Origin of the sequence: Dokdonella fugitiva (assembly GCF_014138265.1) — a bacterium.
GTDB classification, from domain to species: Bacteria; Pseudomonadota; Gammaproteobacteria; order Xanthomonadales; family Rhodanobacteraceae; genus Dokdonella_A; species Dokdonella_A fugitiva_A.
Window position 1 is genome coordinate 362,895 of sequence record NZ_JACGXL010000003.1, and the last position, 24,895, is coordinate 387,789.

The following is a 24,895-nucleotide window of genomic DNA, read 5'->3' on the forward strand; positions in this document are numbered from 1 at the left end:
ACTTCGCCGCGGCGCCGCCGCACTGTCGGCGGGTTCCTTCCAGCGGAGATCCCTGCATGCATCGCCTGATCGGCGTCCTCGCCCTGCTCGCGACGAGCGCCACCCTGCACGCGACCGACGTCGTCGACGATTTCGAGTCGGGCACGAACCCGAACCAGTGGGGCTGGACCAACAACAACGGCGGCGTCTTCACGATCGTGGCCGACGGCGGCAATCCCGGCGCCTGGCTCGACAGTGGCGTGCCGTACCGCTCCGACCACCCGAACCTGACGTCGCTGCCACCGGCGGGCACGCCGCTGCGCGACGCGCTCGACAGCGGCAGCCTGCACGCGGCGAGCATCGACATCCAGCGGCTCGATGCCTCGTCGGTGGTCGGCTGCTTCCCGACCTACACCCTACCGAGCACGTTCTCGCTCTCGCTGATCGACATCCACACCGACGCCGCGGTGATCGAGGCGCACACGATCGACGGCCCGCCGGCGCCGACCGATGCGCCGTTCAGCTGGTTGAACGTCGCCTTCACGATCCCGAGCGACGCCACCGACGTGCCGCCGGGCTGGGTGCTCAATGCACCGCCGGAACTCGGCTACACCTGGCAGGACCTCATGCACAACATCGACGGCATCCGCTTCTTCGTGGTCGATCCGGAAGAGCTCACGTTCGATGCGTGCTGGCACCTCGGCGCGGACAACGTGCACGTGAGCTACGGCGGCGACGACCGCATCTTCGCCGACGGGTTCGACGGCGCACCGCGCTGAGGCGCCGCGCGAGTCGAGGGCCGTCACCGGCACGCCGTGACGGTCCCGCGGGACCGCGCCTCGCGCAGTCATCCGCCGTTCCGGCGAAACTGCTACCTTTCGGGTCCACCCACCGGAGGGTCGACATGCACATCGCGCTGCAACCCCTGATCGCACTCATCGCCGGCATCCTCATCCTGATCCGTCCGCGCCTGCTCAACTACGTGGTCGCGCTCTACCTCATCATCATCGGCCTGATCGGCCTGTTCCCGAACCTGCGCCTCTGACGCCGCCATGAGCGGGACGGCGCCTCGCGCGCGCCTGCGCGAGCGCTTGCGCGACAAGCTGCCCGAGATCTTCATCGAGGCGGGCTCGGTCGTGCTCGCGCTGCTGCTCGCGTTCGCGATCAACGAGTGGCACGACCGCCGCCAGGAGGAGGAACGCGCCGCGGTCGCGCGTGAAGCGATCCTTCGCGAGCTGCACGCGAACGCGAGCGAGATCGCGTCGACGCGCAACGCGCTCGCGCCGATCCTCGCCTCGCTGCGCGGCGCGCTCGACGAAACGCAGGCCGAGCCGCGCAAGCTCGAGGTCAACCTCAACCTTTCGCTGCTCTCCTCGGCGGCGTGGCACGCCGCGCTCGCGACGCAGGCGAGCCAGCGCATCGACTTCGAGTGGATGACGCGCGTCGCGAAAGTTTACGAACTGCAGGACAACTTCCTGCACGTGCAGGAAGCCGCGGTCGACGAGCTCGCAGCGTTGCCGCCCGGCGGCGACGCGGGCGGGCGGCGCATCGCAGCGGGGTTGCTGCCGCGTTTCAATGCGCTCGCGCAGCTCGCCGACGGGCTTGCGGCGAGCTACGTCGACGTGTTCGGCGACGGCACCGTCCGCGACGCCGCGCACTGAGTCCGCGCGCCGCTCCTGCTATAAATACGCGATGCGAATTCCGCCCCACCGACACCGCATCGCTTCGCTGTCGTGCCTCGCCCTGCTGCTCGGCACCGGCGTAGCCCACGCGGGCCGCGTGACCGTCGAACTCGATGGCGTCGACGGCCTGCTGCGCGACGCCGCGCTCGGCGGGCTCGAGCTCAACCAGTACGCCTCGCGCGACGTCACCGCGGCGCAGGCACGACGCCTGTACGAGCATGCGGACGAGCAGGTGCGCAAGGCGCTCGAGCCGTACGGCTACTACTCGGTCGGCGTCGATGGTGAACTGCGCGAGAACGGCGACGCCTACGTCGCGGTGCTGCACGTCAAGCCCGGCGAGCCGGTGAAGATCGCGACGCTCGACGTGCGCGTCGACGGCGACGCCGACGGCCAGCGCGGGGTGCGCAAGGCGCTCGCCGGATTCCTGCCGGCGAAGGGCGCACCGCTCGACCACGCCTCGTACGAGAAGAGCAAGGCGACGGTCCAGGCCGCGCTGTTCGCGAGCGGCTACCTCGACGCCGAACTCGTCACGCACCAGGTCGAGGTCACGCGCTCGGCGAACACGGCCGACATCCACCTCGCCTGGAAGGTCGGCTCGCGCTACCGGCTCGGCACCACGACGTTCGAGGGTGCGCAGTTCCCGAGCGAGTTCCTCGAGCGATACATCCCGTGGGCGAAGGGCGACTTCTACACGCAGGACCAGGTGCTCGCATTGCAGCAGCGCCTCATCGACGCCGACTACTTCGCGGTCGTGCAGGTCGAGCCCGACGTCGAGCATGCCGCCGACGGCGTCGTGCCGATCAAGGTCATGCTCGCGCCGGCGAAGCGCACGATCTACACCGGCGGCGTGTTCATCGGCACCGACACCGGGCCCGGCGTGCGCGGCGGCGTCGAGCGGCGCTGGGTCAACTCGCGCGGGCACAAGCTCAAGGTCGAAACGATCGTCGCCACGCGCCTCAAGACCGCGTCGGCGCAGTACCAGATCCCGCTCGCCGGTCCGGACAACCACAGCCTCGCGTTCGGTGCGACGTTCCGCGACGAGAACACCGACACGAGCACCGCGCGCACGCTCGGCCTCGCGGCGACCGACTCGCGCCAGTGGCGCGGCTGGACGCGCACGCTCGGCCTCAAGTTCCTCACCGGAGACTTCAAGGTCGCGAACATCGAAGGCGACACGACGCTGCTCTATCCGGAAGCGTCGCTCACGCGCAAGAAGGCCGACGATCCCGCGTTCGTGCGCGACGGCTGGTCGCTCACCTTCGCCGCGCGCGCGGGCCAGAAGGGCTTCGTCTCCGACACCAGCTTCGCGCAGGCGAGCGCCGACGCGAAGTGGATCCACGGCCTCGGCGAGCACGGCCGCTTCATCGCGCGCGGCTCGCTCGGCGCGACCCACGTCGGCGACTTCGACAAGCTCCCGCCGGAGCTGCGCTTCTTCGCCGGCGGCGACCGCTCGATCCGCGGCTACTCGTTCCAGACGATCGGCCCGCCGCTGCCGGACGACCAGCGCGCGCAGGCCCTCGCGTTCTGCGCCGCGCATCCGAAGAGCGACTGCCAGGACCTCATCATCGGCGGCAAGAACCTCGCGGTCGCGAGCGCCGAATACGAGTACTACTTCAGGCCGAACTGGGGCATCGCGACGTTCATCGACACCGGCGACGCGTTCTCGAGCTTCGGCAGCTACCGCCAGAAGGTCGGCGTCGGCGTCGGCGCGCGCTGGCGTTCGCCGGTCGGCATGGTGCGCGTCGATCTCGGCGTGCCCGTGCACGACGACAGCAACCACGGCGTCGAACTGCATATCGTCATCGGACCGGACTTGTAGATGCGATCGCCCATGCCCGCGAGAAGGGAATACAAGGGATCCGGCCGCGTGCGCGGCTTCTCCTGGCGGCGCCTGCTCGCGCGCATCGGCATCGCGCTCGCGGTGCTGCTCGTGCTCGTCGGCGTGCTGTCGTTCTGGCTGCTGCGCACCGAGTCGGGCCTGCAGTTCGTGCTCGCGCGCGCGATCGGCGCGACCGACGGCAAGCTCACGATCGCGCGTTCGAGCGGCAGCCTCGCGGGACCCGCGACGATCGAGGACCTGCGCTACCGCGATCCCGCGGCGGGCCTCGACGTGCACGCACAGCGATCGACGATCGCGTTCGCGCCGCTCGAACTGCTCGCCTCGCGCCTGCACCTGACGCGACTCGAACTCGACGGCCTCGAGGTCGCGCTGACGAGCGTGCCGCAGCCGCCGCAGCCGGAGAAGCCGGTGGGCGAGTTCTCGCTCGCGGCACCGCTCGACATCGTGCTCGACCGCCTCGTGCTCGCGCACGCGAAGATCACCAGCGACGGCGCGCCGCTGCTCGCGATCGACACACTCGACATCGTCGGCCGCTGGACGCGCGCCGGCGTCAAGCTGGATTCGATCGCGCTGCGCTCGCCCGACGGCCGGCTCGACCTGCACGGCACCGTCTCCGCATTGCCCGGCTACCCCGGCGACGGCGCGCTCGACTTCCGCTGGAAGGTCGCCGACGCGTCGTACGCGGGTACGTTGAAGGCGAACGGCGACGGCAAGGTCGCCCACCTCGCCGTCGCGCTCAGCGAACCGACCGCCGCGACGATCGACGCGCAACTCACGCAGACGAAGGAGTGGCCGTGGACCGCGAAGGTCGCGGTGCCGCGCTTCGATCCGAAGCGCGTGCTGAAGGATTCGACGCTCACCGCGCTCGAACTCTCGCTGCAGGGCCGCGGCGACCTGCACGGCGGCACGGTCGACGGCGAGGTCGCCGCGAACGACCATCGCGTGCGCATCGAACCGCTGCGCTACGCACTCGACGGCCAGCACCTGAAGATCGAGGCGCTCACCGTGCGCAGTCCGGAAGCCGCCGGCACGCTGGACGCGAGCGGTGACGTGCAGCTCGACGCGAAGCCGGTCGCGGCGACGCTCGCGTTGCACTGGAACGACGTCGTCGTCCCGGCCGATCTCGCCGGCCAGGCGCTCGCGACGCACGGTCGCATCGACGCGAGCGGCAGTGCCGAACGCTTCCACGCCGCCGGCAACCTGTCGATCGGCCCACCGGGCCAGCTCGCCGACCTCGTGCTCGATCTCGACGGCACGCCCGAAGCGATCACCTTGAAGCAGCTCGCGTTGCAGCAGCCGAAGGGCGGCCTCGACGCACACGGCACGGTCACGCTGAAGCCCGCGATCGGCTGGCAGCTCGACGCGAAGGCGAGCAAGCTCGACCCCGGCGCGTTCGCGGCTGCATGGGCGGGCGCGCTCGATTTCGATCTCGCCACGCGCGGCACGCTCACCGATCACGGCCCCGACGCGACGATCAAGCTCGACCGCCTCGGCGGCACGCTGCGCAAGCGCGCGCTGTCGGGCCACGCCGATCTCGCGATCAAGCCCGGCTACGTCGTCGACGGCACGCTCGAACTCGCCTCCGGCAACAGCCGCGTCGCGATCGTCGGGCGCGGCGGCGACCAGACCGACGCGACGATCACGCTCGCGATCGCCTCGCTCGGCGACTGGCTGCCCGATGCGGGCGGACACCTCGACGGCGATTTCCGCGTGCAGGGGCGCTGGCCCAAGCTCGCCGTGAACGGCCGCGCGCACGGCGCGAAGATCGCTTCGGGCGGCAGCACGATCGAAGCGCTCGACGTCGCCGCCGACATCGCGAGCCTCGATCCGCCGCAGGGCACGCTGTCGATCAAGGCGAACCGCGTCGCGAGCGGCGCCCTCGCGTTCGACGACGTCGACATCGACGGCAGCGGCAATCGCGACGCGCACCAGCTGACGCTCGATGCACGCGGCACGCCGCTCGGCCTGCGTCTCGCGCTGTCCGGCAGCGCGAACGACCAGGGCCGCTGGAACGGTACGCTGAAGACGCTCGACGTCGCGGTCAAGGACGCGCCGCCGCTCGCGCTCGAGCAACCGGCGGCGATGGCTTGGGACGGCAAGCAGTTCAACGCCGGCGAGACCTGTCTCGCGGGCGGCGGTCCACGCCTGTGCGTCGGCGGCAGCGGCGGCGCCGACGGCGCCTTCGCCGCGCGCTACCGCATCGAGCAGCTGCCGCTCGCGCTCGCGGTGAAGCTCGCCTCGCCCGATGCGCCGGTGCGCGTCGAAGGCATCATCGGCGGCCACGGCGACGTGCGCCGCAGCGCCGCAGGGGCGCTCGACGGCAACGCGGCACTCGCATCGGAGCGCGGCAGCATCGCCTACCCCGACAACGCGAACCAGCCGCTGCTCGCCTACACCGGGCTCGCGCTCGAGGCGACGCTGTCGCCGCAGTCGACGCACGCGACGTTGCGCGCATCGCTCGACCACGATGGCCGCCTCGACGGCGACGTCACGCTGGGCGGACCGGCAGGGTCGGCACAGGCGCTCGGCGGCCATCTCGACCTCGCGCTCAACAGCCTCGCGTTCGTCGAGCTGCTGACGCCCGAAGTCGCGAACGCGAAGGGCAAGCTCGCGGCGAACTACACGTTCGCGGGCACGACCGCGGCGCCGCAGATCAACGGCGCACTCACCCTGAAGGAACTCGCCGCGGAACTGCCGTCGGCCGGGCTCAAGCTGCACGACGGCGACATCGCGGCGCGCGCGACCGACGCCGACCACTTCGCGCTCGACGGCACGCTGAAGTCCGGCGACGGCACGCTAACCCTGTCCGGCACCGGCGGCATCGGCGCGAACGCGCCGCTGCATGCGACGATCAAGGGCGCGGACTTCCTCGCCGCGGACATTCCCGCCGCGAAGGTGGTGATCTCGCCCGACCTCGTGATCGAACGCACGAGCGAGAACCTCAGCGTCGGCGGCAGCGTGACGATACCGAAGACCGACGTCGATCTCGCCAAGCTGCCCGGCGGCGGCACCGCGAAGACCTCGCCCGACGTCGTCGTCGTCGACGCCGAGCAATCCGCGCCGGGCAAGCCGCTGCCGGTCGTCGTCGGCGTCGAGATCCGCCTCGGCGACGACGTCAAGCTCGCCGGCCTCGGCCTCGACGGCCGCATCCACGGCCAGCTGCGCATCGACCAGCGCCCGGGGAAGCTCGCGACCGGCACCGGCACGATGAATGTCGAAGGCACCTATCGCGCCTACGGCCAGGACCTGAAGATCGAGAGCGGCCGCCTGCTGTTCGCGGGCACATCGCTCGACAACCCGGGCCTCGATATCCGCGCCGCGCGCACGATCCTCGGCGCCTCCGGCGGGCAGAGTGACGACACGATCATCGCCGGCCTGCAGGTGCGCGGCACCGCGCAGGTACCCGTGCTCACGGTGTACTCGCAGCCGGCGATGGAACAGTCCGAAGCGCTGTCCTACCTCATCACCGGCAAGCCGCTGTCCGGACTCAAGAGCGGCGAAGGCGACATGCTCGGCACCGCCGCGCGCGCGCTCGGCAGCGCGACCGGCGACCTGCTCGCGAAGGGCATCGGCGCGCGCATGGGCGTCGAGGCCGGCGTATCCGACAACGCCGCGGTCGGCGGCGCCGCGTTCACCGTCGGCAAGTACCTCTCGCCCAAGCTCTATCTCAGCTACGGCGTCGGGCTGTTCACGCCGGGCGAAGTCGTCAGCCTCAAGTACATCTTCAGCAAGCGCTGGAACTTCGAGGCGCAGAACGCGACGAGCGGCAACCGCGCCGGCATCAACTACCGCTGGGAGCGCTGAGCGTGCGCCGGCTGCGGCGCGAGGACGAGGTCGCGCGCATCCGCGAGCGCCTGCTGCGCTTCGGTTTCCCGCGCATGCGCATGCTGCTGCTCGTGCTGCTCACCGGCGGCAGCGGCCTGCTCGCCTCGTGGCTGCTGCTGCGCGCGGGTCTCGTCTCGATGCCGCTGCGCTACCTGCTCGCGCTGTGCATCGCCTACGCGATCTTCCTGTTGCTCGTGCGCCTGTTCGTCGAACACGTCGATCCCGGCCCCGACGTGCCCGGCGATCCGGCGCGGCCGTACTCGGGCGGCTCGGGCAGCGGACGCGCCGATGCCGGCGCATCGTCCGCGCAGGGACACGATGCCGGCCTGTTCGACGGCATCGGAGCCGTCGACGAGGCGCTGCCGCTGGTGCTGCTCGTGGTCGCGGTGATCGCGATCGCCTTTGCGGCGCTGTGGATCGTCGTCTCCGCGCCGACGCTGTTCGCTGAACTGCTCGTCGACGGCGCGCTGTCGGCGACCTTGTACCGGCGCCTGCGCGGACTGGAGACGCGCCACTGGCTCGACACCGCGCTGCGCCACACGATCGGCCCGTTCCTCGTCACGGCGATCGTCCTCGTCGCGTTCGCGTTCGCCGTGCAGCACTACCGGCCGCACGCGCATTCGCTCGGCGACGCGTTCGCGCGCGGCAGCGACGTCTCGGCGCAATGACCGCATCGTCCGACGACGACGCGGTCGCGCGCCTGCAGCGGAGCTGGCAGGCGAACGCGCACGCGTGGACGCGCGCGGTGCGTGAGCGACGCATCGCGAGCCGCCGCACAGGCACCGATGCCGCGATCGTCGACGCCGTCCTCGCCGGCGGCGCGCGCCGCGTGCTCGATCTCGGCTGCGGCGAGGGCTGGCTCGCACGCGCGCTCGCGGCGCAGGGCCTCGACGTCGTCGGCCTCGACGCGAGCGCGACGCTGGTCGAAGCCGCGCGCGGGCTCGGTGGCGCACGCTTCGAATGCGCCAGTTACGCCGACCTCGCTGCCGACCCCGACGCGTTCGGCGCGTTCGATGCGGTCGCCTGCAACTTCGCGCTGCTCGACGCCGACCTGCACACGCCGCTGCGCGCCGCGCACGCGTGCCTGCAGCCACGCGGCCAGCTGTTCGTGCAGACGTTGCATCCGCTCATCGTCGACGCACCGTACGCCGACGGCTGGCGCGTCGAGCATTTCACCGGCCTCGACGGCTTCGACGAACCGATGCCGTGGTATTTCCACACGCTGTCCGGCTGGTTCGACGCGCTCCACGCAGCCGGCTTCGTCGTCGACGACCTGCACGAGCCGCCCGACCCCGCCTCAGGCCGACCTCTGTCGCTACTGCTGCGCGCATCTTTACAACAATTGCGCGAAGCGCGCTGAACTCGGCGTGCAGCGTGCAGGTCACAGCGCGCATGTCGGCCGTCTTCCCGCCACGCCCGTCGTCGCCCGCCGCGGACCGCGCGCTCGAGGCGGACCTGTGCATCCACATCTTCACCGCGTCGGCCGCGCTCGTCGGCGTCTGCCTCACGGTGATCGGCCTCATCCGCATCGTCGTGACGACGACCAAGGTCGGTACGATCGCCGACGAGCTGCTCGCCGGCGACGCGACCCTGTTCATGGTGTCCTGCGTGCTGTCCTACTGGGCGCTGCGCGCGCGCAGTGCGCGTCGCATGCACCGCATCGAGCAGGCGGCCGACGCGATCTTCCTCGTCGGCCTGCTGCTCATGACGGTCGCCTGCGCGGTCATCACGTTCGCGATGCTCTGATCCTCAGCGCACGGCCGCGCGGTCGACACCGTCGGCGAAGATGCCGACCGCGTCCAGGTCGGTCGCGCTGTCGTTGGTCGCGTTCACGTCGATCGCACCGACGGGCGCGGCTGCCGTCGCCGTGTTCGACAGCGGCTGCTCGGGCAACGCGGGCACGCTCGCCTGCAGCACGTAGACGACCCGGCCACCCGCGGGAATGCCGACGACGTCGTCGATGCCGCCGCTGCCGCTGGCCGTGCAGGTCGCCCCCGCGTCGGCGACGCAACTCCATTGCGCATCGAACAGGCCCGGCGGAAGCGGATCGGACACGCGTGCGCCGAGCGCATCGCTGACGCCGTCGTTGCGCACGGTGAGCGTGTAGTCGACGAGCCCGCCACCCGCGACGAAATCGGTGCCGTCGTCGAGCGAGACGGCAAGATCGACCGCAGGCGCGACCTCGATCGCGACGTTCGCATCGGCGAACTCGCGTCCGTCCGTGACGTGCAGCGTGAACGTCGCGATGCCGGTCGCGCTGCCGAGCGGGATGAACGTGAAGCTGCCGTCGGCGAGCACGGTCGCGGTGCCGCTCACACCCGCCGTCTCGTTTTCACCGATATTGGTGACGCTCAGGCTGTCGCCGTCCGGATCGCTGGCTGCGGACAGCAGGCCGTGTGCGGCATCGACGTGCAGCGTCACGCCCGCGGCCGCGCGGTACACCGGCACGGTCACGACGGGCAGCCGGTTCACGTGATGGACGACCTGCGCGCTGCTCGCCGCATAGTTGCCGTCACCCGGGTAGGTCGCGGTGAGCGTGCGTTCGCCGCGTGTGGACAGCACCAGCGAACAACTCGTCGCGCCCTGGGGAATCACACAGGCATCAACGCCATCCCCGACCGTGATCGATCCCGTCGGCATGCCGGAACCCGGGCTCGACACGCTGAGCAGTGCACGGACGTCGACAGGCTCGGCCGGCGCCGAAGGATCGGGCGCGTGGTCCGCTATCGACGTCACGGTCACCGCCGGCTGCACAATGAAGGCGAGCGGCACTGACGCGCTCGGCGCGTAGGAGGAGTTACCGACGAAGCGAGCGACCACGTCGTGGCGCCCGTCAGCCATGAACGCGATGGCGCAGCTGCCATGGCCCTGCGCATCCACGGGGGCAATGCAGGAGTCGCTGCCGGCGCTTACGAGAACATCCCCTTCCGGAACACTGGCGCTCGGCGCCGTGGTCGCTGCGCTGAACGAGAAGACCACCGCCTGCCCGACCACCGACTCCGCCGGCGCGGCTGCGTCGATCGCGATGTTCGTCGACGCCGCGTCGACCTGCAGCACGACATCAGGGGAACTGCCCGGCAGGTAATGGGCGTCGCCGGGAAAGTCCGCGCGCAGAACGTATGAAGCGGCTGCCGGCAAGGTCAATTCGCAGTGCGCATGCCCGGTTTCGTCGACGAGCGCGGAACAACCGAGGGTGCCATTGCCCATCGCCACGGTTCCCTGCGGCGTTCCCGCGCCCGGCGCTGCGACCGACACTCGGGAGTCGAGCGACACCCGCTGTCCCACCACGACCGAAGGCAACGCGTCCATCGCCACGACGGTATCCGCCTTGCCGACCATCGCCGTGATCGACGTTGCGCTCGCGCTGGCGTCCGCGCTGCCCGCATAGGCGACTGAAACGACGCGGCTGCCGACGGTCGCGGGCACGAAGCCGCAGCTTGCGATGCCATGCACAACCGGCGCGCTGCAGGACTGCATGCCGTCATCGAACGTGACCAGGCCTTCCGGTTCGATCGACGCCGGCGCGACAGCGGCAAGCTGTGCGGTGTAGACGACATCTTCTCCCCACACCGAGGCATCGGGCGACTGGAATGCGGTGAGGCTCGTCTCCGCCGGACCAACCTGGTGCGTCGTCGTCGCCGCATTGGAATCGAATGCAAACGTGTCGGCCTCGTAGCGCGCGGTGAGCGTGCGCAGTCCCGCGTGCAGCGAGCGCAGCGTGCACGAAGCGGCACCAGCGACGACCGCGACCGGGCCGCACTGCTGCCCCTGGTCGTCGGCGACCGAAACAACGCCGGTCGGGCTGCCCGAAGCAGCCGTCACGCGCAATCTCACCTCGTAGTCGGCGCCGACGACCGTCGACGCCGGCGTCACGGAGAGTATCGTCACCACCGTGGACGGATCGAAGAGTTCCGTCGCGGAAATGTACTGGCCGACACCGTTGCCGCCGACGATGAGCACCTTGCCGGACTCCAGGAGCGTTGCAGTGTGTTCTCCTCTTGCCGTCGCCAGCCTTCCCGCCGGCATCCAGCGGGCGAGCGTCGGGTCGTACATTTCGGCGCTGTCCCGGCGCAGCCACGTTTCATCCTCACTGTAGCCGCCCACGGCGAGTACCCTTCCGGATGGCAACGTGGTTGCCGTCGCATGACCTCTGCCCGCGGCAAGCGAGGCGCCTTGCGACCAGGTATTGTCGGGCGCGTGAAGAACGTCGACACGGGACACCGCATGGCCATTGCCATCGCCGCCGCCGACGAACATGACATCGCCGTTCGACAACAGGGCCAGCGCGGAGGTGTCCATCGGCAGCGGCCGTGGATCGATCGATGCCCAGGTATTGGATACCGGTTCGTACGTCGAAGCCGTGCTGGACCCGATCGAGAGAACCTTGCCGGAACCGAATGCGATGGCGCGATCGACTCCGGTGTTGCTCGGCAGCTGCACGGGGGCCGACACGGTGTTCGTGCCGGGATCGTAGATCTGGTAGTGCGCCACGTTGTAGTAGCCGACCAAAAGGACTTTGCCGGTCGACAGCAACGTCGCAGAGTACAGCCCTTCCCTGCTCGCGAGGTCCGGACCGGACGACCAGCTGTTCGCGAGCGGATCGTAGATCACGGTACTTGTCTGTATGAAACCGTCCCTGAACCCGCCGGCGATCAGCACCTTTCCCGAGGGAAGCAGCGTCGCGGTATGCCCATACCTGGAGAGGGGCATGGAAGCCACGTCGATCCAGTCGTTGATTGCAGGATCGTAGACTTCGCAATTCTTGAGGGTGATCGGGTTCCGATTGCCGATTCCGCCGACGACCAATACCTTGCCGGACAGCAACCGGGTCGCCGTGTGCTCGTATCGACCGAAGTGCAAGGCACCGGCGCTCACGAAGCCGTCCGACCATGCCGGCTCCGCCGACAGGAAGAGCATGCACGCAACGATGCGAACGAGGAGGGGAACGCCCCTGCCCCTGTCGAAGCAGGACTGACTCATATGGCCCCTGTGAAGCGCGAAACACGGCTCATCCGCGCCGCATCGTCCCACACTGCGGCATGGGGGACCGCTTCAAGCCACTGATTCGCGCCCTCTTGGCGGGATGTCGATCGTTCGGTCCGGGCAGGCGTGCGTTCAATGCGGCGACTCATCCAAAGGGTCCGCACGGCACGAAAGACAGCGGTCCATTCAGCGTCCCGCCGCGCGCGCGGCGAGGACATGCCGCAACGCACCGACGCCGCTCACCAAGGAGAGCGCCGCGCCGCGCAACGCGGCGACCGGCTCGCTCGCGGAACCGTATACGCGCTCGATCGCGTCGAACCCGCGCGCGGCAAGCGTGTTGTCGCTGCGGCGCTCGCGCTCGTAGCGGCGCAGCACGTGTTCGGCGCCGAGGTCGCTGCCGCGTTCGCGCGCGGCGCGCAGCACGCGGCGCAGGCAGGCGACGTCGCGCAGGCCGAGGTTCATGCCCTGGCCCGCGAGCGGATGCACGACGTGCGCGGCGTCGCCGGCGAGCACGCCGCGTCCTTCGACGTAGCGTTCGGCGAGACGCAGGCGCAGCGGGAACGCGGCGCGCGGTGTGGTGGCGGTGATCGCGCCGAGGCGGAAATCGAACGCACAGCCGAGTTCGGCACGGAACGCGTCGTCGTCGAGCGCGAGCACGCGCGCGGCTTCCGCGTCGGGCAGCGACCAGACGATCGAACAGCGACCGTCGGCGAGCGGCAGGAACGCGAGCGGACCGCCCGGCTGGAAGCGCTGCCACGCGGTGCCTGCGTGCGGACGTTCGGTCGCGACGTGCGCGACGACCGCGCGCTGCGCGTAGTCGCGCCCTTCGAACGGAACGCCGAGGCGCGTGCGCACGGACGACTCGGCGCCTTCGGCGGCGACGAGCACGCGCGCGCGCAGGCGCGTGCCGTCGGCGAGTGTCGCGGTCACGCCGCTGTCGCTGTCCTCGATGTCGGCGACTTCGCCGGGACAGTGCATCCGCACCCCCGTGGGAGCGGCGGAAGCCGCGATGCTTCTTGCGGGGTTCGCGGCAGGAGCATCGCGGCTTCCGCCGCTCCCACAAAGGCGGTCTTCGTGCAGCGCCCGCCACAACATGGACTGGACGAGCTTGTTCTCGACGATCCAGCCGAGCGCGGCCTCGCCCTGCTCGGCCGCGTCGAAATGCAGCTCGCCCGGCGCGAGCGCGTCCCACACGTGCATGTGCCGGTACGGGCCGATGCGCGCCGCCGCGATCGCCGCCCAGGCACCGAGGTCGTCGAGCAGCGCGCGCGCATCCGGCGCGAGCGCGACGACGCGCAGGTCGACCTCGTCCTCGGCGCGCCACGGTTTCGGTTCGCGCGCCTCGACCAGCGCGACCTCGAAGCCGTCGCGCGCGAGGGCGAGCGCGAGCGCGCCGCCGACCGCGCCCGCGCCGACGACGATGACGTCGAACTCGCCGCGCCGGCTCACGGCCGCAACCCGAGCATCGACGCGTCGCCGCGGAACCCCATGCCGCGCAGCGCGAAGCGGCGCTTGAGCGCGGAGCTGCGTTCGAGCGCATGGAAGCCGAGCGAGCGCAGCACGCGCAGCGGCAGCAGGTCGTGGCCCATCAGGCGCACGAGGTCGTCGCTGAACGCGGTGGTCGCTTCGCGATCGGCCGCGCGACGCTCGACGTGGCGATCGAGCAGTGCGGCATCGCCCGGATCGCTGCCGCGCGACGCCGCGTCGCGCAGCAGTTCGGCGAGCGTGAGTGCGTCGCGCAGGCCGAGGTTGAAGCCCTGCGCGCCGAGCGGGTGGACGGTCTGCGCCGCGTTGCCGACGAGCACGCTGCGCGCGGCGGTCGTGCGCTCGGCGAGCGCGCGCGCGAGCGGGTACGGCTTGCGCCGGCCCGGGCGCGAGAAACGCCCCGCGCGCCAGCCGAAGCGTTCATGCACGAACGCGAGGAACGCATCGTCATCGAGTGCGGCGACGCGCGCCGCGTCGCCGGCCGGCACGCTCAGCACGAGGCCGGCGCGGCGTTCGCCGAGCGGCAGCAGCGCGACCGGACCCGAATCGGTGAAACGCTCGTAGGCGAGCCCGTCGAGCGCCTTCTCGGTCGTCAGCGTCGTCACGAACGCCGCCTGCGCGTAGTCGTGGCGCTGCACGCCGATGCCGAGCGCACGGCGCACGAACGACTCGCTGCCGTCGGCGCCGACGACGAGGCGCGCGCGCACGTGGCGCGTCGCGTCGCCATCGCGCAAGGTCGCGTCGACTGCGTCGTGCCGCGTCGCGAGCGCGATCGCCTGCGCCGGCGCGATGCGCAGCAGCGCGCGGCAGCCGTCGAGCCGGCGCAGCAACGCGTTGCCGAGTTCGCGTGCGGGCAGCACCGCGCCGAAGTCGCGCATCCCGAGTTCGGCCGCGTCGAGGCGCACCGCGCCGAAGTCGCCGCGACGACTCACGTGGATGCGCCGGATCGGCGTGAGCGGCGTGCCGGGTTCGAACACGCCGAGCGCGCGCAGCGCGTTCACGCTCGCCTGGGCGAGCGCGAGGTTGCGCTCGTCGTAGCTCGGCTGCAGCTCGACGCGCGGCGGCACGGCTTCGGCGAGCGCGACGACGAGGCCGGCGCCGTCGAGCGCGATGGCGAGGCTGGCGCCGACGAGGCCGCCGCCGACGATGAGGACATCGAGGTCGCTGTTCACCCCGCGATCATACCGGTGCATGCGCCGGCCCGGAACGCGCCCCGACGCGGCCGCACGCGTTCGGCTAAACTCCACGGCCTGCTTCCCAGGGCCCGAGAAACCCATGACCGCCAGTTCCTCCCCCCTCGCCAAAGACCTGCGCCTCGGCCTGTTCCTGCTGCTCGGCCTCGTCATGGTCGCCACGCGCAGCCATCATTTCGACGCACTGCCGGATGCCTCGTGGGCAGTGTTCTTCCTCGCCGGCTTCTACCTGTCGCAGGGCAAGCCGGAGGAGCCGGTCACGCTCGCGGGCGGTTCGTTCCGCTGGGCGTTCCCGCTGCTGATGGCGCTCGCCGTCGCAATCGACTACGCGGTCATCAGCGAGCAGGGCATCGATTTCTGGAGCCACTACTGCGTCTCGCCCGCGTACTGGTTCCTCGTGCCGAGCTACGCCGCGCTGTGGTTCGGCGGTGCCTGGCTGCGCGCACGCTACCGCGGCCTGCACCTGCGCGAGGGCGCGCTGCTCGTCGCCAGCGTCATGCTCGCCGCGAGCCTGTGCTACCTGATCTCGAACGGCAGCTTCTACTGGATCAGCCCGAACGTGCCCGCGCGCAGCTTCGGCGGCTGGATCACCAACCTCGGCGACTGGTACCTGCCGTTCATGCAGACGACGCTGATCTACGTCGGCATCGGCGCGGTGCTGCACGTCGCGACCACGCTCGCGGTGCATGCGCTCGGCGGCGCCGCGCAGCGTTCGCCGCAGTCGCACCGCTGAGCCGCGCACGCGACGCAACGGCCGGAACCGTGGGCAACCGCCTTTCGAAGATCTACACGCGCACCGGCGACGACGGCACCACCGGGCTCGGCGACGGCTCGCGCACGGCCAAGGATTCGGCGCGCGTCACCGCGTACGGCACCGTCGACGAGCTCAACAGCGCGGTCGGCATCGTGCTCGCCTGCGAGATCCCCGAGCGCGTGCGCGAGGTGCTGACCCAGGCGCAGCACGACCTGTTCGACCTCGGCGGCGAGCTGTGCATCCCGGGCATGGCGATGGTGCACGCCGACGACATCGAGCGTCTCGAGCAGGTGCTCGACGCATTCAACGAAGACCTGCCGCCGCTGAAGGATTTCATCCTGCCCGGCGGCGGCCTCGCTGCTGCGCATTGCCACCTCGCCCGCACGATCTGCCGCCGCGCCGAGCGCGAAGTCGTCACGCTCGCGCGCCACGACGCCGTGCGCGGCGAAGCGGTGCGCTACCTCAACCGGCTGTCCGACCTGCTGTTCGTGATCGCGCGCGTGCTCGCGCGTGCATCCGGCCACGGCGAAGTGCTGTGGCAGCACGAACGGCGCAAGCGCGGATAGACGCTGCCCACGGAGGCCGCCATGCACACGCGCAGCTACGTCGTCGCCAGCGCGAGCGTGTTCGGCCTCGTCGCCCTCGTGCATGCGGTGCGCCTGTTCGAAGGCTGGGCGGCGCAGCTCGGTCCGTTCGCGATTCCGCCTGCGGCGTCGTGGCTCGCGCTCGCGATCACCGCATCGCTGTGCGTGGCCGGCTTCGCCAGCCTGCGCCGATGAGCGCACCGCGCAGCCGCAGCGTCGGGTCCGACGCGATCACGCCAGCGCAGGCGCTCGCATTCGTCGAACGCCACGGCATCGTGCTCGAGGCGGCGCGGCGCGGCGCGGTCCCGTCGCTCGCCGACGCGGTCGCAGGCGAAATGCTCGCCGGCAACTGGTGGGCGCATGCACACGGCAAGCGCATCTTCGCGGCGACGCGCGCGGTGCGCGAAGCACGCGACGTGCTCGTCTGCCGCCGCGTCGACGGCAAGGTCAGCTTCGTCCACGCGCGGTTGTGGCCTTCGCTCGTGCGGCTCGCCGGACGGTTCCCGCGCGAGCGGCTCGCGCGCCTGCGCGACGTGCACGGCGACGACGGTCGGCATCGCGTCGAGGAGGTCCCGTTCCCGGACTGGGTCGACGCGGCGACGCTCGCGGCCGGCCGGCGACTCGACGAGGGGGCCGCGTGCGCCGCGCTCGCCGGACTACCCGAGGCGTCCGCATGAACGTCGCCCTCTACACCCACGCGAGCTGCCTCGCGCACGATCCCGGTCCCGGCCATCCCGAATCGCCGTCGCGCCTCGCCAGCGTGCTCGATGCACTCGACGACGAACGCTTCGCCACGCTCGCGCGCATCGAGGCGCCGCGCGCGACGCGCGCGCAGCTCGCACGCGTGCATCGCGAACAGCACATCGACGACCTGCTCGCGAACGCGCCGCGCAGCGGCTGGCTGCAGCTCGATCCCGACACGCTGATGTCGCCCGCGTCGGCCGAAGCGGCGCTGCGCGCCGCCGGTGCCGCCTGCGCGGCGGTCGACGCGGTCGTCGCCGGCGACGTGCGGCGCGCGTTCTGCGCGGTGCGCCCGCCCGGGCACCACGCGACGCCCGCGGGCGCGATGGGTTTCTGCCTGTTCAACAACGTCGCGGTCGCCGCCGCGCACGCGATCGCCGCGCATCGGCTCGAGCGCGTCGCGATCGTCGATTTCGACGTGCACCACGGCAACGGCACGCAGGACATCTTCTGCGGCGACGCGCGCGTGCTGTACGCCTCGACGCACCAATGGCCGCTCTACCCGGGCACCGGCGCACGGGACGAACACGGCGTCGGCAATATCGTCAACGCGCCGCTGCGCCCGGGCGCGGGCAGCATCGAGTTCCGCGACGCCTGCATCCGCACCGTGCTGCCCGCGGTCGACGCGTTCGCGCCGCAGCTCGTGATCGTCTCGGCCGGCTTCGACGCGCACCGGCAGGATCCGCTCGCGAGCCTCGAGCTCGAAACCGACGACTACGCCTGGATCACGCGCCGCCTGGTCGAACTGGCGGGGCGCCATGCGGGTGGCCGGGTCGTCTCGAGCCTCGAAGGCGGCTACGACCTCGATGCGCTGCGCGCCTGCAGCGCCGCACACGTCGCCGCGCTCATGGAATGAGGCCGCTCCACGCCCGGCAGCATCCGGTTTGCCGCCGGACGGCAGTTTGGGCAAGCTAGCGGTTCTGCTCCGCCACGAACGGATTCCCGTGCTGCCCAGCCTCCCCGTCGCCGCCGGCCGGCGCCATCTCGCGCTCGCGATCCTGCTCGCTCTCGCGTTCTCGCCCGCGCACGCGGACGATGCGCCGTCGTGTCCGGCCGGGACGCTCAAGTGCCCGAAGAAGCCGGTCGACTGGGGCATGTGCGGCAAGAATGACCTGCTCGACTTCTACGTCGCCGGCCTGCCGACGACGGGCGACCGCCGCGCCGCACCGCGCGACGCGAGCGCGCTCAAGGTCAGCAGCAGCGACCAAAACCACTACGTGCTCGAGGGCAAGGCGGAGATCCGCCAGCTCGACCTGTTCCTGCACGCCGAAAAGATCACCTACGACGCCGAGACGACCGATTTCACCGCGACCGGCCCGGTCACCTACCAGGATCGCGGCCTGCTGCTCTCGGCCGAGAACGCGAAGGGCAACACCGACCTCGACCAGTGCACGCTCGACGGCGTGCGCTATCAGCTGCTGCAGTCGCGTGGCAACGGCATCGCCGAGGTGGCGATCGTCGACGACGTCGACCACGCGCGCCTCACGCGCGCGACCTACTCCACCTGCAACCTGCACGACCAGCAATGGGCGTTCGCCGCGCGCGAACTCGACCTCGACCGCGCCGAGGGCATCGGCCGCGCGCACGACGTCACCTTCCGCGTGCACAACGTGCCGGTGTTCTGGTTGCCGTACCTGCGCTTCCCGCTCGACGACCGCCGCGTCAGCGGCTTCCTCTATCCGACGATCGGCTACGGCGAGCGGCGCGGCTTCGACCTCACGTTGCCGTACTACTTCAACATCGCGCCGAACTACGACGCGACGCTGTCGCCGCGCATCATGACCGAGCGCGGGCTCATGCTCGGCGGCGAGTTCCGCTACCTCACCGACAGCAGCAGCGGCACGTTCAACGCGGAATACCTCGCGCACGACAACCGCGCCGGCGAGGAGTCGCTCGAAGTCGGCGACAAGGTGCCGGACAGCCGCTGGTGGTACCAGTGGAAGGACGCGACGAGCTTCGGCACGAACTGGGGCGCGAACGTCAACCTCAACCGCGTCTCCGACGACCGCTACTTCGAGGATTTCGGCCGCGGCCTGTACAGCTCGGCGGTCGGCTTCCTGCCGTCGAGCGCCTACGTGAACGGCCACGGCTCGTGGTGGAACGCGTCGATCGGCGGCGACCAATACCAGATCACCGACCCGACCCTGCCGTCGCAGTACGAGCCGTACCGGCGCCTGCCGCGCATGACGTTCAGCGGCCAGCACCCGCTCGCCGGCCTGCTCGAAGGCGGCATCGACGCCGAAGCGGTCGCGTTCTCGAAGGACCACGCGCTCGACGGCCGCCGCGTCGACCTCTATCCGCACCTGGACCTGCCGATCGAGAGCGCCGCGTGGTTCGTGCGCCCCGAACTCGGCTACCGCTACACGAGCTACAGCCTCGACCACCTCGACCAGAGCGGCAACCCACTGCTGCAGGACCGCCATCCGAGCCGCGGCGTGCCGATCTTCAGCGTCGACAGCGGCCTCGTGTTCGAGCGCTCGCTGACCATCGCCGACGAGGCGTACACGCAGACGTTCGAACCGCGCGCGTACTACCTGCGCGTGCCGTACCGCGACCAGGACGACCTGCCGGTCTTCGACACGCAGGAAGTCCCGTTCAGCTTCAGCCAACTTTTCCGCAGCAACCGCTTCGTCGGCGCCGACCGCCAGATGGACGCGAACAACCTCTCGCTCGCGCTGACGACGCGCTTCCTCGAGAACGCGACCGGCGTCGAGCGCCTGTCGGCGAGCATCGGCGAGATCCGCTATTTCGACGACCAGCGCGTTCAGCTGCCGGGCGCGCATCCGACCGATTTCGGCGGCTCGACCTACGCCGGCGAGATCGACCTGCACCTCAACGATCGCTGGCGCATCGTGCTCGACCAGCAATGGAACCCGAACACGCACCAGACCGACCTGTCGACGTTCTCGCTGCAGAACCGTTTCGGCGACGGCGGCGTCGTCAACTTCTCGTACCGCTACCGGCGCGATTTCCTCGAGCAGGTCGACGTGTCGACCGCGATCCCGCTGACGCCGAGCTGGCGCCTGATCGCGCGCGAGAACTACGCGCTGAACGACCCGCTCGCGAGCGCGACCGATCCGCACGGCCGCGACGGCCGCACGCTGGAACGCTTCATCGGCATCGAGCACGACACCTGCTGCGTCGCCTGGCGCGTGATCGCCCGGCACTGGATCCGCAGCGTGAACGGCGAGGCCGACAACGCGATCTACTTCGAGCTCGAGTTCAAGGGCGTCGGCTCGATCGGCCAGCAGACGGACTCCTTCCTGCGCCGTGGTATCCTAGGTTATCAATGACTTGCCGGCGCAAGCCGGCACCGCCCACGACGCTCCCGGAACCAATCGGCAGCGCCGGGGTCGATCCGACATCCCTCGCTTTCGCGGCGCCGCCAGCGCCTTATCCGGAACTCCCATGAACCGAACCCTGACCGGCCTCGCCCTCGCCTTCGCCCTGCTGACCCCGGTCGCCACGCCCGCATTCGCGCAAGCGGTCCCGAGCCAACCGATCGACCGCATCGTCGCGGTCGTCGACGAGGACGTCGTGCTGCAGAGCGAACTCGACCGCCAGGTCGCCGCGGTGACCCAGCAGTTCGCGAAGAACCCGCAGCAGCTGCCGCCGCACGACGTGCTCGAACGCCAGCTGCTCGACCGCCTCATCATGCAGAAGCTGCAGGTCGCGCGCGCCGATTCGACCGGCGTGAAGGTGGCCGACGCGCAGATCGACCAGGCACTCGGCACGATCGCGCAGCAGAACCACATGGATGTGAGCCAGCTGCGCGGTGCGATCGAGCGCCAGGGCATGAGCTACGACGGCTTCCGCGACAACGTGCGCGAGCAGCTCATCGTGCAGCAGCTGCGCCAGCGCGTCGCGCAGAGCCGCGTGCAGGTCAGCGACGCCGAGGTCGACAGCCTGATCAAGAACGGCAACCTGCATCCGGGCCAGATGCACGTCGGCTACATCATGATCAACGTGCCCGACGGCGCGACGCCCGAACAGGTCGACGAGGCGCGCGCGAAGGCCGACGACGTCAAGAAGCAGATCGACGGCGGCATGGACTTCGCCGCGGCGGCGATCCGCTACTCGAACGCGGAGAATGCGCTGCAGGGCGGCGACCTCGGCTGGCGCAGCGCGAACGAGCTGCCGCCGGCGATGGTCGACGCGGCCGACAAGATGCAGGAAGGCGAAGTGTCGACGCCGATCCGCGGCGCGAACGGCTTCCACATCATCAAGCTCATCGGCAAGCGCGATACCGCCACGCACATGGTCACCGAATACGAGGCGAGCCACATCCTCGTGAAGACGAGCGAACTCGTCACCAACGAGCAGGCCGAGAAGAAGATCAACGAGATCCGCAGCCGCGTCGTCGGCGGCGAGGACTTCGCCAAGGTCGCCAAGGCGAGCTCGAACGACGAGCAGACCGCCGGCCTCGGCGGCGACCTCGGCTGGTTCGCCGGCGACGCCTACGGCACGAGCATCGCCAACGCGGTCAAGGACATGAAGCCTGGCGACATCTCGCAGCCGTTCCAGACCAACGCGGGCTGGCACATCCTCAAGCTCGTCGACGTGCGCCAGACCGACAAGGCCGGCGAGATGCAGCGCGACGAAGCGAAGAACATGCTGTTCGGACGCAAGGCCGAGGACGAGTACGCGAGCTTCCTGCGCCAGCTGCGCAGCGAGGCGTTCATCGAAATCCGCCTGCCCGGCGGCGACGCCGCGACGGGCACGACGGGCGGCTGAACGCGCGCGGCATGAGCCTGCCGCGCCTCGCGCTGACCGCCGGCGAACCCGCCGGTATCGGTCCCGAACTCGTCGCGAAACTCGCCGCGAGCGACCTCGCGGCCGACCTCGTCGCGATCGCCGATCCCGACCTGCTCGCGCGCAGCGCGCGCGCGGCTGGCATCGAGCTGTCCCTGCGCGCGTACGACGGCACGGCGATCGCCGCGCGCACGCGCGGCGAGCTGCGCGTGATCGCGACCGCGCTGTCGGCACCGGCGACGCCGGGCCGCCTCGATCCGCGCAACGCGCCGTACGTGCTCGCGACACTCGCGCGCGCCGCCGACGGCGCCGCGAGCGGCGAGTTCGCCGCGATCGTGACCGCACCCGTGCACAAGGGCGTCGTCAACGACGCCGGCATCCCGTTCACGGGCCACACGGAATTCTTCGCCGCGCGCGCGCGCCGCGACGTCGTCATGATGCTCACCGCGCCCGGCGACGCGCGCAACGGCGGCGACCTGCGCGTAGCGCTCGCGACGACGCACCTGCCGCTCGCGGCGGTACCCGCGGCGATCACGCGCGCCGGCCTCGTGCAGACCCTGCGCATCCTCTGCGACGACCTCATCGCGCGCTTCCGCATCGCCGCGCCACGCGTCGCCGTGCTCGGCCTCAACCCGCACGCGGGCGAAGGCGGCCACCTCGGCCGCGAGGAGATCGAGGTGATCGCGCCGGCGATCGGCCAGCTGCGCGCGGCCGGCTTCGACGTGCAAGGCCCGATTCCCGCCGACACCGCCTTCGTGCCGATCCAGCTGCAACGCTACGACGCGGTGCTCGCGATGTACCACGACCAGGGCCTGCCCGTGCTCAAGCACGCCGGCTTCGGCCACGCCGTCAACGTCACGCTCGGCCTGCCCTACCTGCGCACTTCGGTCGACCACGGCACCGCGCTCGACCTCGCCGGCGCCGACCGCGCCGATCCGGGCAGCCTGTTCGCCGCGACTCACCTGGCGCTGTCGCTCGCGAAGGAAGAGCGAAAAGACTGAAAACCGAAGGAAAGCAGAATTGGGGGAACACGGAGTACTCCGTGTTCAAATCTCCAGTTGCTTTTTCCTTCCTTCGTGTCCTTCGTGTTCAATCTTTGCTCTCGCGGCGCTTCCCGAGCGAACCCAGGAACGCACGCAACGTAGCGCCACGCCAGCGCGTGCGGTGGACGAGCAGCGCGAGGCGGCGTTCGAGCGCGAGGAACGGCGTGTGCAGTGCGACGAGGCGGCCGTTCGCGATCGCGTCGCCGATCGCGACCGCGGGCAGGCAGGCGATGCCGAGTCCGGCGATGACCGCTTGCTTGATCGCTTCGCTCTGGCCGAGCTCGAGCGCGACGTCGAGCGGACCGAGCGCCCCGCGGCCGGCCTCCTCGAACAGCGAACGCGTCGCCGAGCCGGTCTCGCGCAGGATCCAGCGCCGGCCGCGCAGGTCGTCCGCGCGCAGGCGGCGCCGGCGTGCGAGCGGATCGTCGGCGCGCACGCACACCTTGAGTTCGTCGCGGCGCCAGTCGATGCGTTCGACCTCGGCGTGTTCGAGCGGTCCTTCGATGCAGCCGACGTCGAGCCTGAAGTCGAGCACGCCGGCGAGCACCTGGGCGCTGTTGGCGACGCGCAGGCGCACCTTCACCTGCGGCTGCGCCGCGATGAATTCGCCGAGCAGGTCGCCGACGAGGTAGTTGCCGACCGTGTTGCTCGCGCCGACCGCGAGCGTGCCGGCCGGCGCGTCGCCGGCGAGCGTGCCGAGTTCGCGCAGGCGTTCGACGATTTCCCGCGCGCGCGGCAGCAGCGCGCGACCGCGCTCGTTCAGGCGCAGGCGCTGGCGGCCGCGATCGAACAGCGGCGTGCCGAGCAGGCGCTCGAGTTCGGCCAGCGCCATGCTCGCCGCGGGCTGGCTCAGGCCGAGCTGGCCCGCCGCGGCGCGCACGCTGCCGGCGTCGACGATCGCAGCGAACACCTCGAGTTGGCGCGGACTGATCGCTATCATCAGGATTAATTATAATGCGTATCGATATTATCGATTTTCATTATCCAAGGTGGCTGCCCAGAATGCCGGCATGCGCCTCCCCTGCCTGTTCCCCGGCCTCGCCGTCGCCCTGCTGCTCGGCCTCGCCGGCGTCACCCTCGCGGCACTGCCCGCGCTCGCACGCATGCAGCTGTCCGCGCTCACGCTGGCGATCGTGCTCGGCATGCTGCTCGGCAACGTGGTCGGCGATCGCCTGCCGGCGACGTTCGCACCGGGGATCGCGTTCGCGCAACGCAGCCTGTTGCGCACCGGCGTCGTGCTGTACGGGTTGCGCATCAGCTTCCAGCAGATCACGGCGATCGGCCCCGGCGCGCTCGCGCTCGATCTCGCGGTCGTCGGCAGCACGCTCGCGCTCGGACTGTGGATCGGCCGACGCTGGCTCGGCCTCGATCGCGACACCGCGCTGCTGACTGCCTGCGGCAGCGCGATCTGCGGCGCCGCCGCGGTGCTCGCGACCGAGCGCGTGCTGCGCGCCGAGCCGGGCAAGGTCGCGATCGCGATCGCGAGCGTCGTGCTGTTCGGCACGCTCAACATCTTCCTCTACCCGCAACTCTACCCGCACCTCGGGCTCGCGCCGCTCGAATTCGGCGTCTACGCGGGCGCGACCGTACACGAAGTCGCGCAGGTGGTCGCGGTCGGCAACGCGATCGGACCGCAGGCGACCGACACCGCGGTGATCGTCAAGCTCACGCGCGTGCTGCTGCTCGTGCCGTTCCTGTTCCTGCTCGGTGGCTGGCAGGCGCGCCGCGGCGGCGAGCGCGGCGCGATCAGCGTGCCGTGGTTCGCGCTCGCGTTCGTCGGCGCGTGCGCGTTCAACTCGCTCGTCGCGCTGCCGCCGACGCTGCGCGCGCGCCTGCTCGATCTCGACACGCTGCTGCTCGCGACCGCGATGGCTGCGCTCGGCCTGGAGACGCGCTTCGCGCGCGTGCGCGCGCTCGGCCCGAAACCGCTGCTGCTCGCGCTGCTGCTGTTCGGCTGGCTCGCGATCGGCGGCTACTGGCTCACGCGCTGGCTGGTCGGCTGACGCGCTCGCCCTGCTGGGAGCGAGTGCGCTC

Annotated in this window: 21 protein-coding genes; 17 read left to right on the plus strand and 4 right to left on the minus strand. The window is 70.7% G+C overall.

The features are described 5' to 3' along the window. Positions 1-56: 56 nt before the first annotated feature. The 8 genes from FHW12_RS12075 to FHW12_RS12110 all read left to right on the plus strand — a co-directional run bounded on the left by FHW12_RS12075 (position 57) and on the right by FHW12_RS12110 (position 9,072). Entirely contained in the window at positions 57-758 is a 702-nt protein-coding gene (locus FHW12_RS12075; RefSeq protein ID WP_182531269.1) for a hypothetical protein, read from the plus strand. A 125-nt stretch (positions 759-883) separates the two neighbouring features. Next, the gene (locus FHW12_RS12080; protein WP_182531270.1) at positions 884-1,024 is read left to right on the plus strand and encodes a DUF3096 domain-containing protein; all 141 of its coding nucleotides are present in this window, start codon (positions 884-886) and stop codon (positions 1,022-1,024) included. A 7-nt stretch (positions 1,025-1,031) separates the two neighbouring features. Continuing rightward, on the plus strand, positions 1,032-1,640 hold the full coding sequence (locus FHW12_RS12085) for a hypothetical protein (RefSeq protein WP_182531271.1): 609 nt from the start codon (positions 1,032-1,034) through the stop codon (positions 1,638-1,640). 31 nt (positions 1,641-1,671) lie between these two features. Further along, positions 1,672-3,480: an autotransporter assembly complex protein TamA gene (locus FHW12_RS12090; protein WP_182531272.1), complete on the plus strand. Its 1,809-nt coding sequence runs from the start codon at positions 1,672-1,674 to the stop codon at positions 3,478-3,480. 12 nt (positions 3,481-3,492) lie between these two features. Further along, positions 3,493-7,305, plus strand: coding sequence for a translocation/assembly module TamB domain-containing protein (locus tag FHW12_RS12095; protein ID WP_182531273.1), 3,813 nt, complete (start codon positions 3,493-3,495; stop codon positions 7,303-7,305). A gap of 2 nt (positions 7,306-7,307) precedes the next feature. After that, positions 7,308-7,994: a hypothetical protein gene (locus tag FHW12_RS12100; protein ID WP_182531274.1), complete on the plus strand. Its 687-nt coding sequence runs from the start codon at positions 7,308-7,310 to the stop codon at positions 7,992-7,994. Beyond that, positions 7,991-8,686: a class I SAM-dependent methyltransferase gene (locus tag FHW12_RS12105; RefSeq protein WP_182531275.1), complete on the plus strand. Its 696-nt coding sequence runs from the start codon at positions 7,991-7,993 to the stop codon at positions 8,684-8,686. The genes FHW12_RS12100 and FHW12_RS12105 overlap by 4 nt, the downstream gene beginning before the upstream one ends. A gap of 32 nt (positions 8,687-8,718) precedes the next feature. Then, entirely contained in the window at positions 8,719-9,072 is a 354-nt protein-coding gene (locus FHW12_RS12110; protein ID WP_182531276.1) for a hypothetical protein, read from the plus strand. Positions 9,073-9,075: 3 nt separating this feature from the next. Here FHW12_RS12110 and FHW12_RS12115 read toward each other — a convergent pair whose 3' ends face one another. The 3 genes from FHW12_RS12115 to ubiH form a co-directional block, all read right to left on the minus strand. After that, the gene (locus FHW12_RS12115; protein ID WP_182531277.1) at positions 9,076-12,243 is read right to left on the minus strand and encodes an Ig-like domain repeat protein; all 3,168 of its coding nucleotides are present in this window, start codon (positions 12,241-12,243) and stop codon (positions 9,076-9,078) included. A gap of 252 nt (positions 12,244-12,495) precedes the next feature. Continuing rightward, the gene (locus FHW12_RS12120; protein ID WP_182531278.1) at positions 12,496-13,758 is read right to left on the minus strand and encodes a UbiH/UbiF/VisC/COQ6 family ubiquinone biosynthesis hydroxylase; all 1,263 of its coding nucleotides are present in this window, start codon (positions 13,756-13,758) and stop codon (positions 12,496-12,498) included. Next, entirely contained in the window at positions 13,755-14,966 is a 1,212-nt protein-coding gene (gene ubiH, locus FHW12_RS12125) for a 2-octaprenyl-6-methoxyphenyl hydroxylase (RefSeq protein WP_310735218.1), read from the minus strand. Before ubiH ends, FHW12_RS12120 begins: the two co-directional genes overlap by 4 nt. Before the next feature lie 103 nt (positions 14,967-15,069). Between ubiH and FHW12_RS12130 the strand changes: the two genes are divergently transcribed. The 8 genes from FHW12_RS12130 to pdxA all read left to right on the plus strand — a co-directional run bounded on the left by FHW12_RS12130 (position 15,070) and on the right by pdxA (position 22,819). Then, entirely contained in the window at positions 15,070-15,720 is a 651-nt protein-coding gene (locus tag FHW12_RS12130; protein ID WP_182531280.1) for a hypothetical protein, read from the plus strand. A 29-nt stretch (positions 15,721-15,749) separates the two neighbouring features. Then, positions 15,750-16,307, plus strand: a complete 558-nt coding sequence (locus FHW12_RS12135; protein ID WP_182531281.1) for a cob(I)yrinic acid a,c-diamide adenosyltransferase — start codon at positions 15,750-15,752, stop codon at positions 16,305-16,307. 21 nt (positions 16,308-16,328) lie between these two features. Next, positions 16,329-16,520, plus strand: a complete 192-nt coding sequence (locus tag FHW12_RS12140; protein WP_182531282.1) for a hypothetical protein — start codon at positions 16,329-16,331, stop codon at positions 16,518-16,520. After that, positions 16,517-17,002, plus strand: coding sequence for a hypothetical protein (locus FHW12_RS12145; protein WP_182531283.1), 486 nt, complete (start codon positions 16,517-16,519; stop codon positions 17,000-17,002). The genes FHW12_RS12140 and FHW12_RS12145 overlap by 4 nt, the downstream gene beginning before the upstream one ends. Continuing rightward, positions 16,999-17,922, plus strand: a complete 924-nt coding sequence (locus FHW12_RS12150; RefSeq protein ID WP_182531284.1) for a histone deacetylase family protein — start codon at positions 16,999-17,001, stop codon at positions 17,920-17,922. Before FHW12_RS12145 ends, FHW12_RS12150 begins: the two co-directional genes overlap by 4 nt. A gap of 88 nt (positions 17,923-18,010) precedes the next feature. Further along, entirely contained in the window at positions 18,011-20,359 is a 2,349-nt protein-coding gene (locus FHW12_RS12155) for an LPS-assembly protein LptD (protein ID WP_182531285.1), read from the plus strand. A 115-nt stretch (positions 20,360-20,474) separates the two neighbouring features. Continuing rightward, complete coding sequence (locus tag FHW12_RS12160) at positions 20,475-21,800, plus strand: peptidylprolyl isomerase (protein ID WP_182531286.1); 1,326 nt, start codon at positions 20,475-20,477, stop codon at positions 21,798-21,800. An 11-nt stretch (positions 21,801-21,811) separates the two neighbouring features. Beyond that, positions 21,812-22,819: a 4-hydroxythreonine-4-phosphate dehydrogenase PdxA gene (gene pdxA, locus FHW12_RS12165; RefSeq protein WP_182531287.1), complete on the plus strand. Its 1,008-nt coding sequence runs from the start codon at positions 21,812-21,814 to the stop codon at positions 22,817-22,819. A gap of 88 nt (positions 22,820-22,907) precedes the next feature. On the opposite strand, the gene FHW12_RS12170 is transcribed toward pdxA, so the two are convergent. Next, a complete protein-coding gene (locus FHW12_RS12170) occupies positions 22,908-23,801 on the minus strand; it encodes a LysR substrate-binding domain-containing protein (protein ID WP_182531288.1) in 894 nt (297 codons plus the stop codon). Positions 23,802-23,871: 70 nt separating this feature from the next. Here FHW12_RS12170 and FHW12_RS12175 point away from each other — a divergent pair, with 70 nt between their 5' ends. Then, positions 23,872-24,864, plus strand: coding sequence for a YeiH family protein (locus FHW12_RS12175; RefSeq protein ID WP_182531289.1), 993 nt, complete (start codon positions 23,872-23,874; stop codon positions 24,862-24,864). Positions 24,865-24,895: the final 31 nt, after the last annotated feature.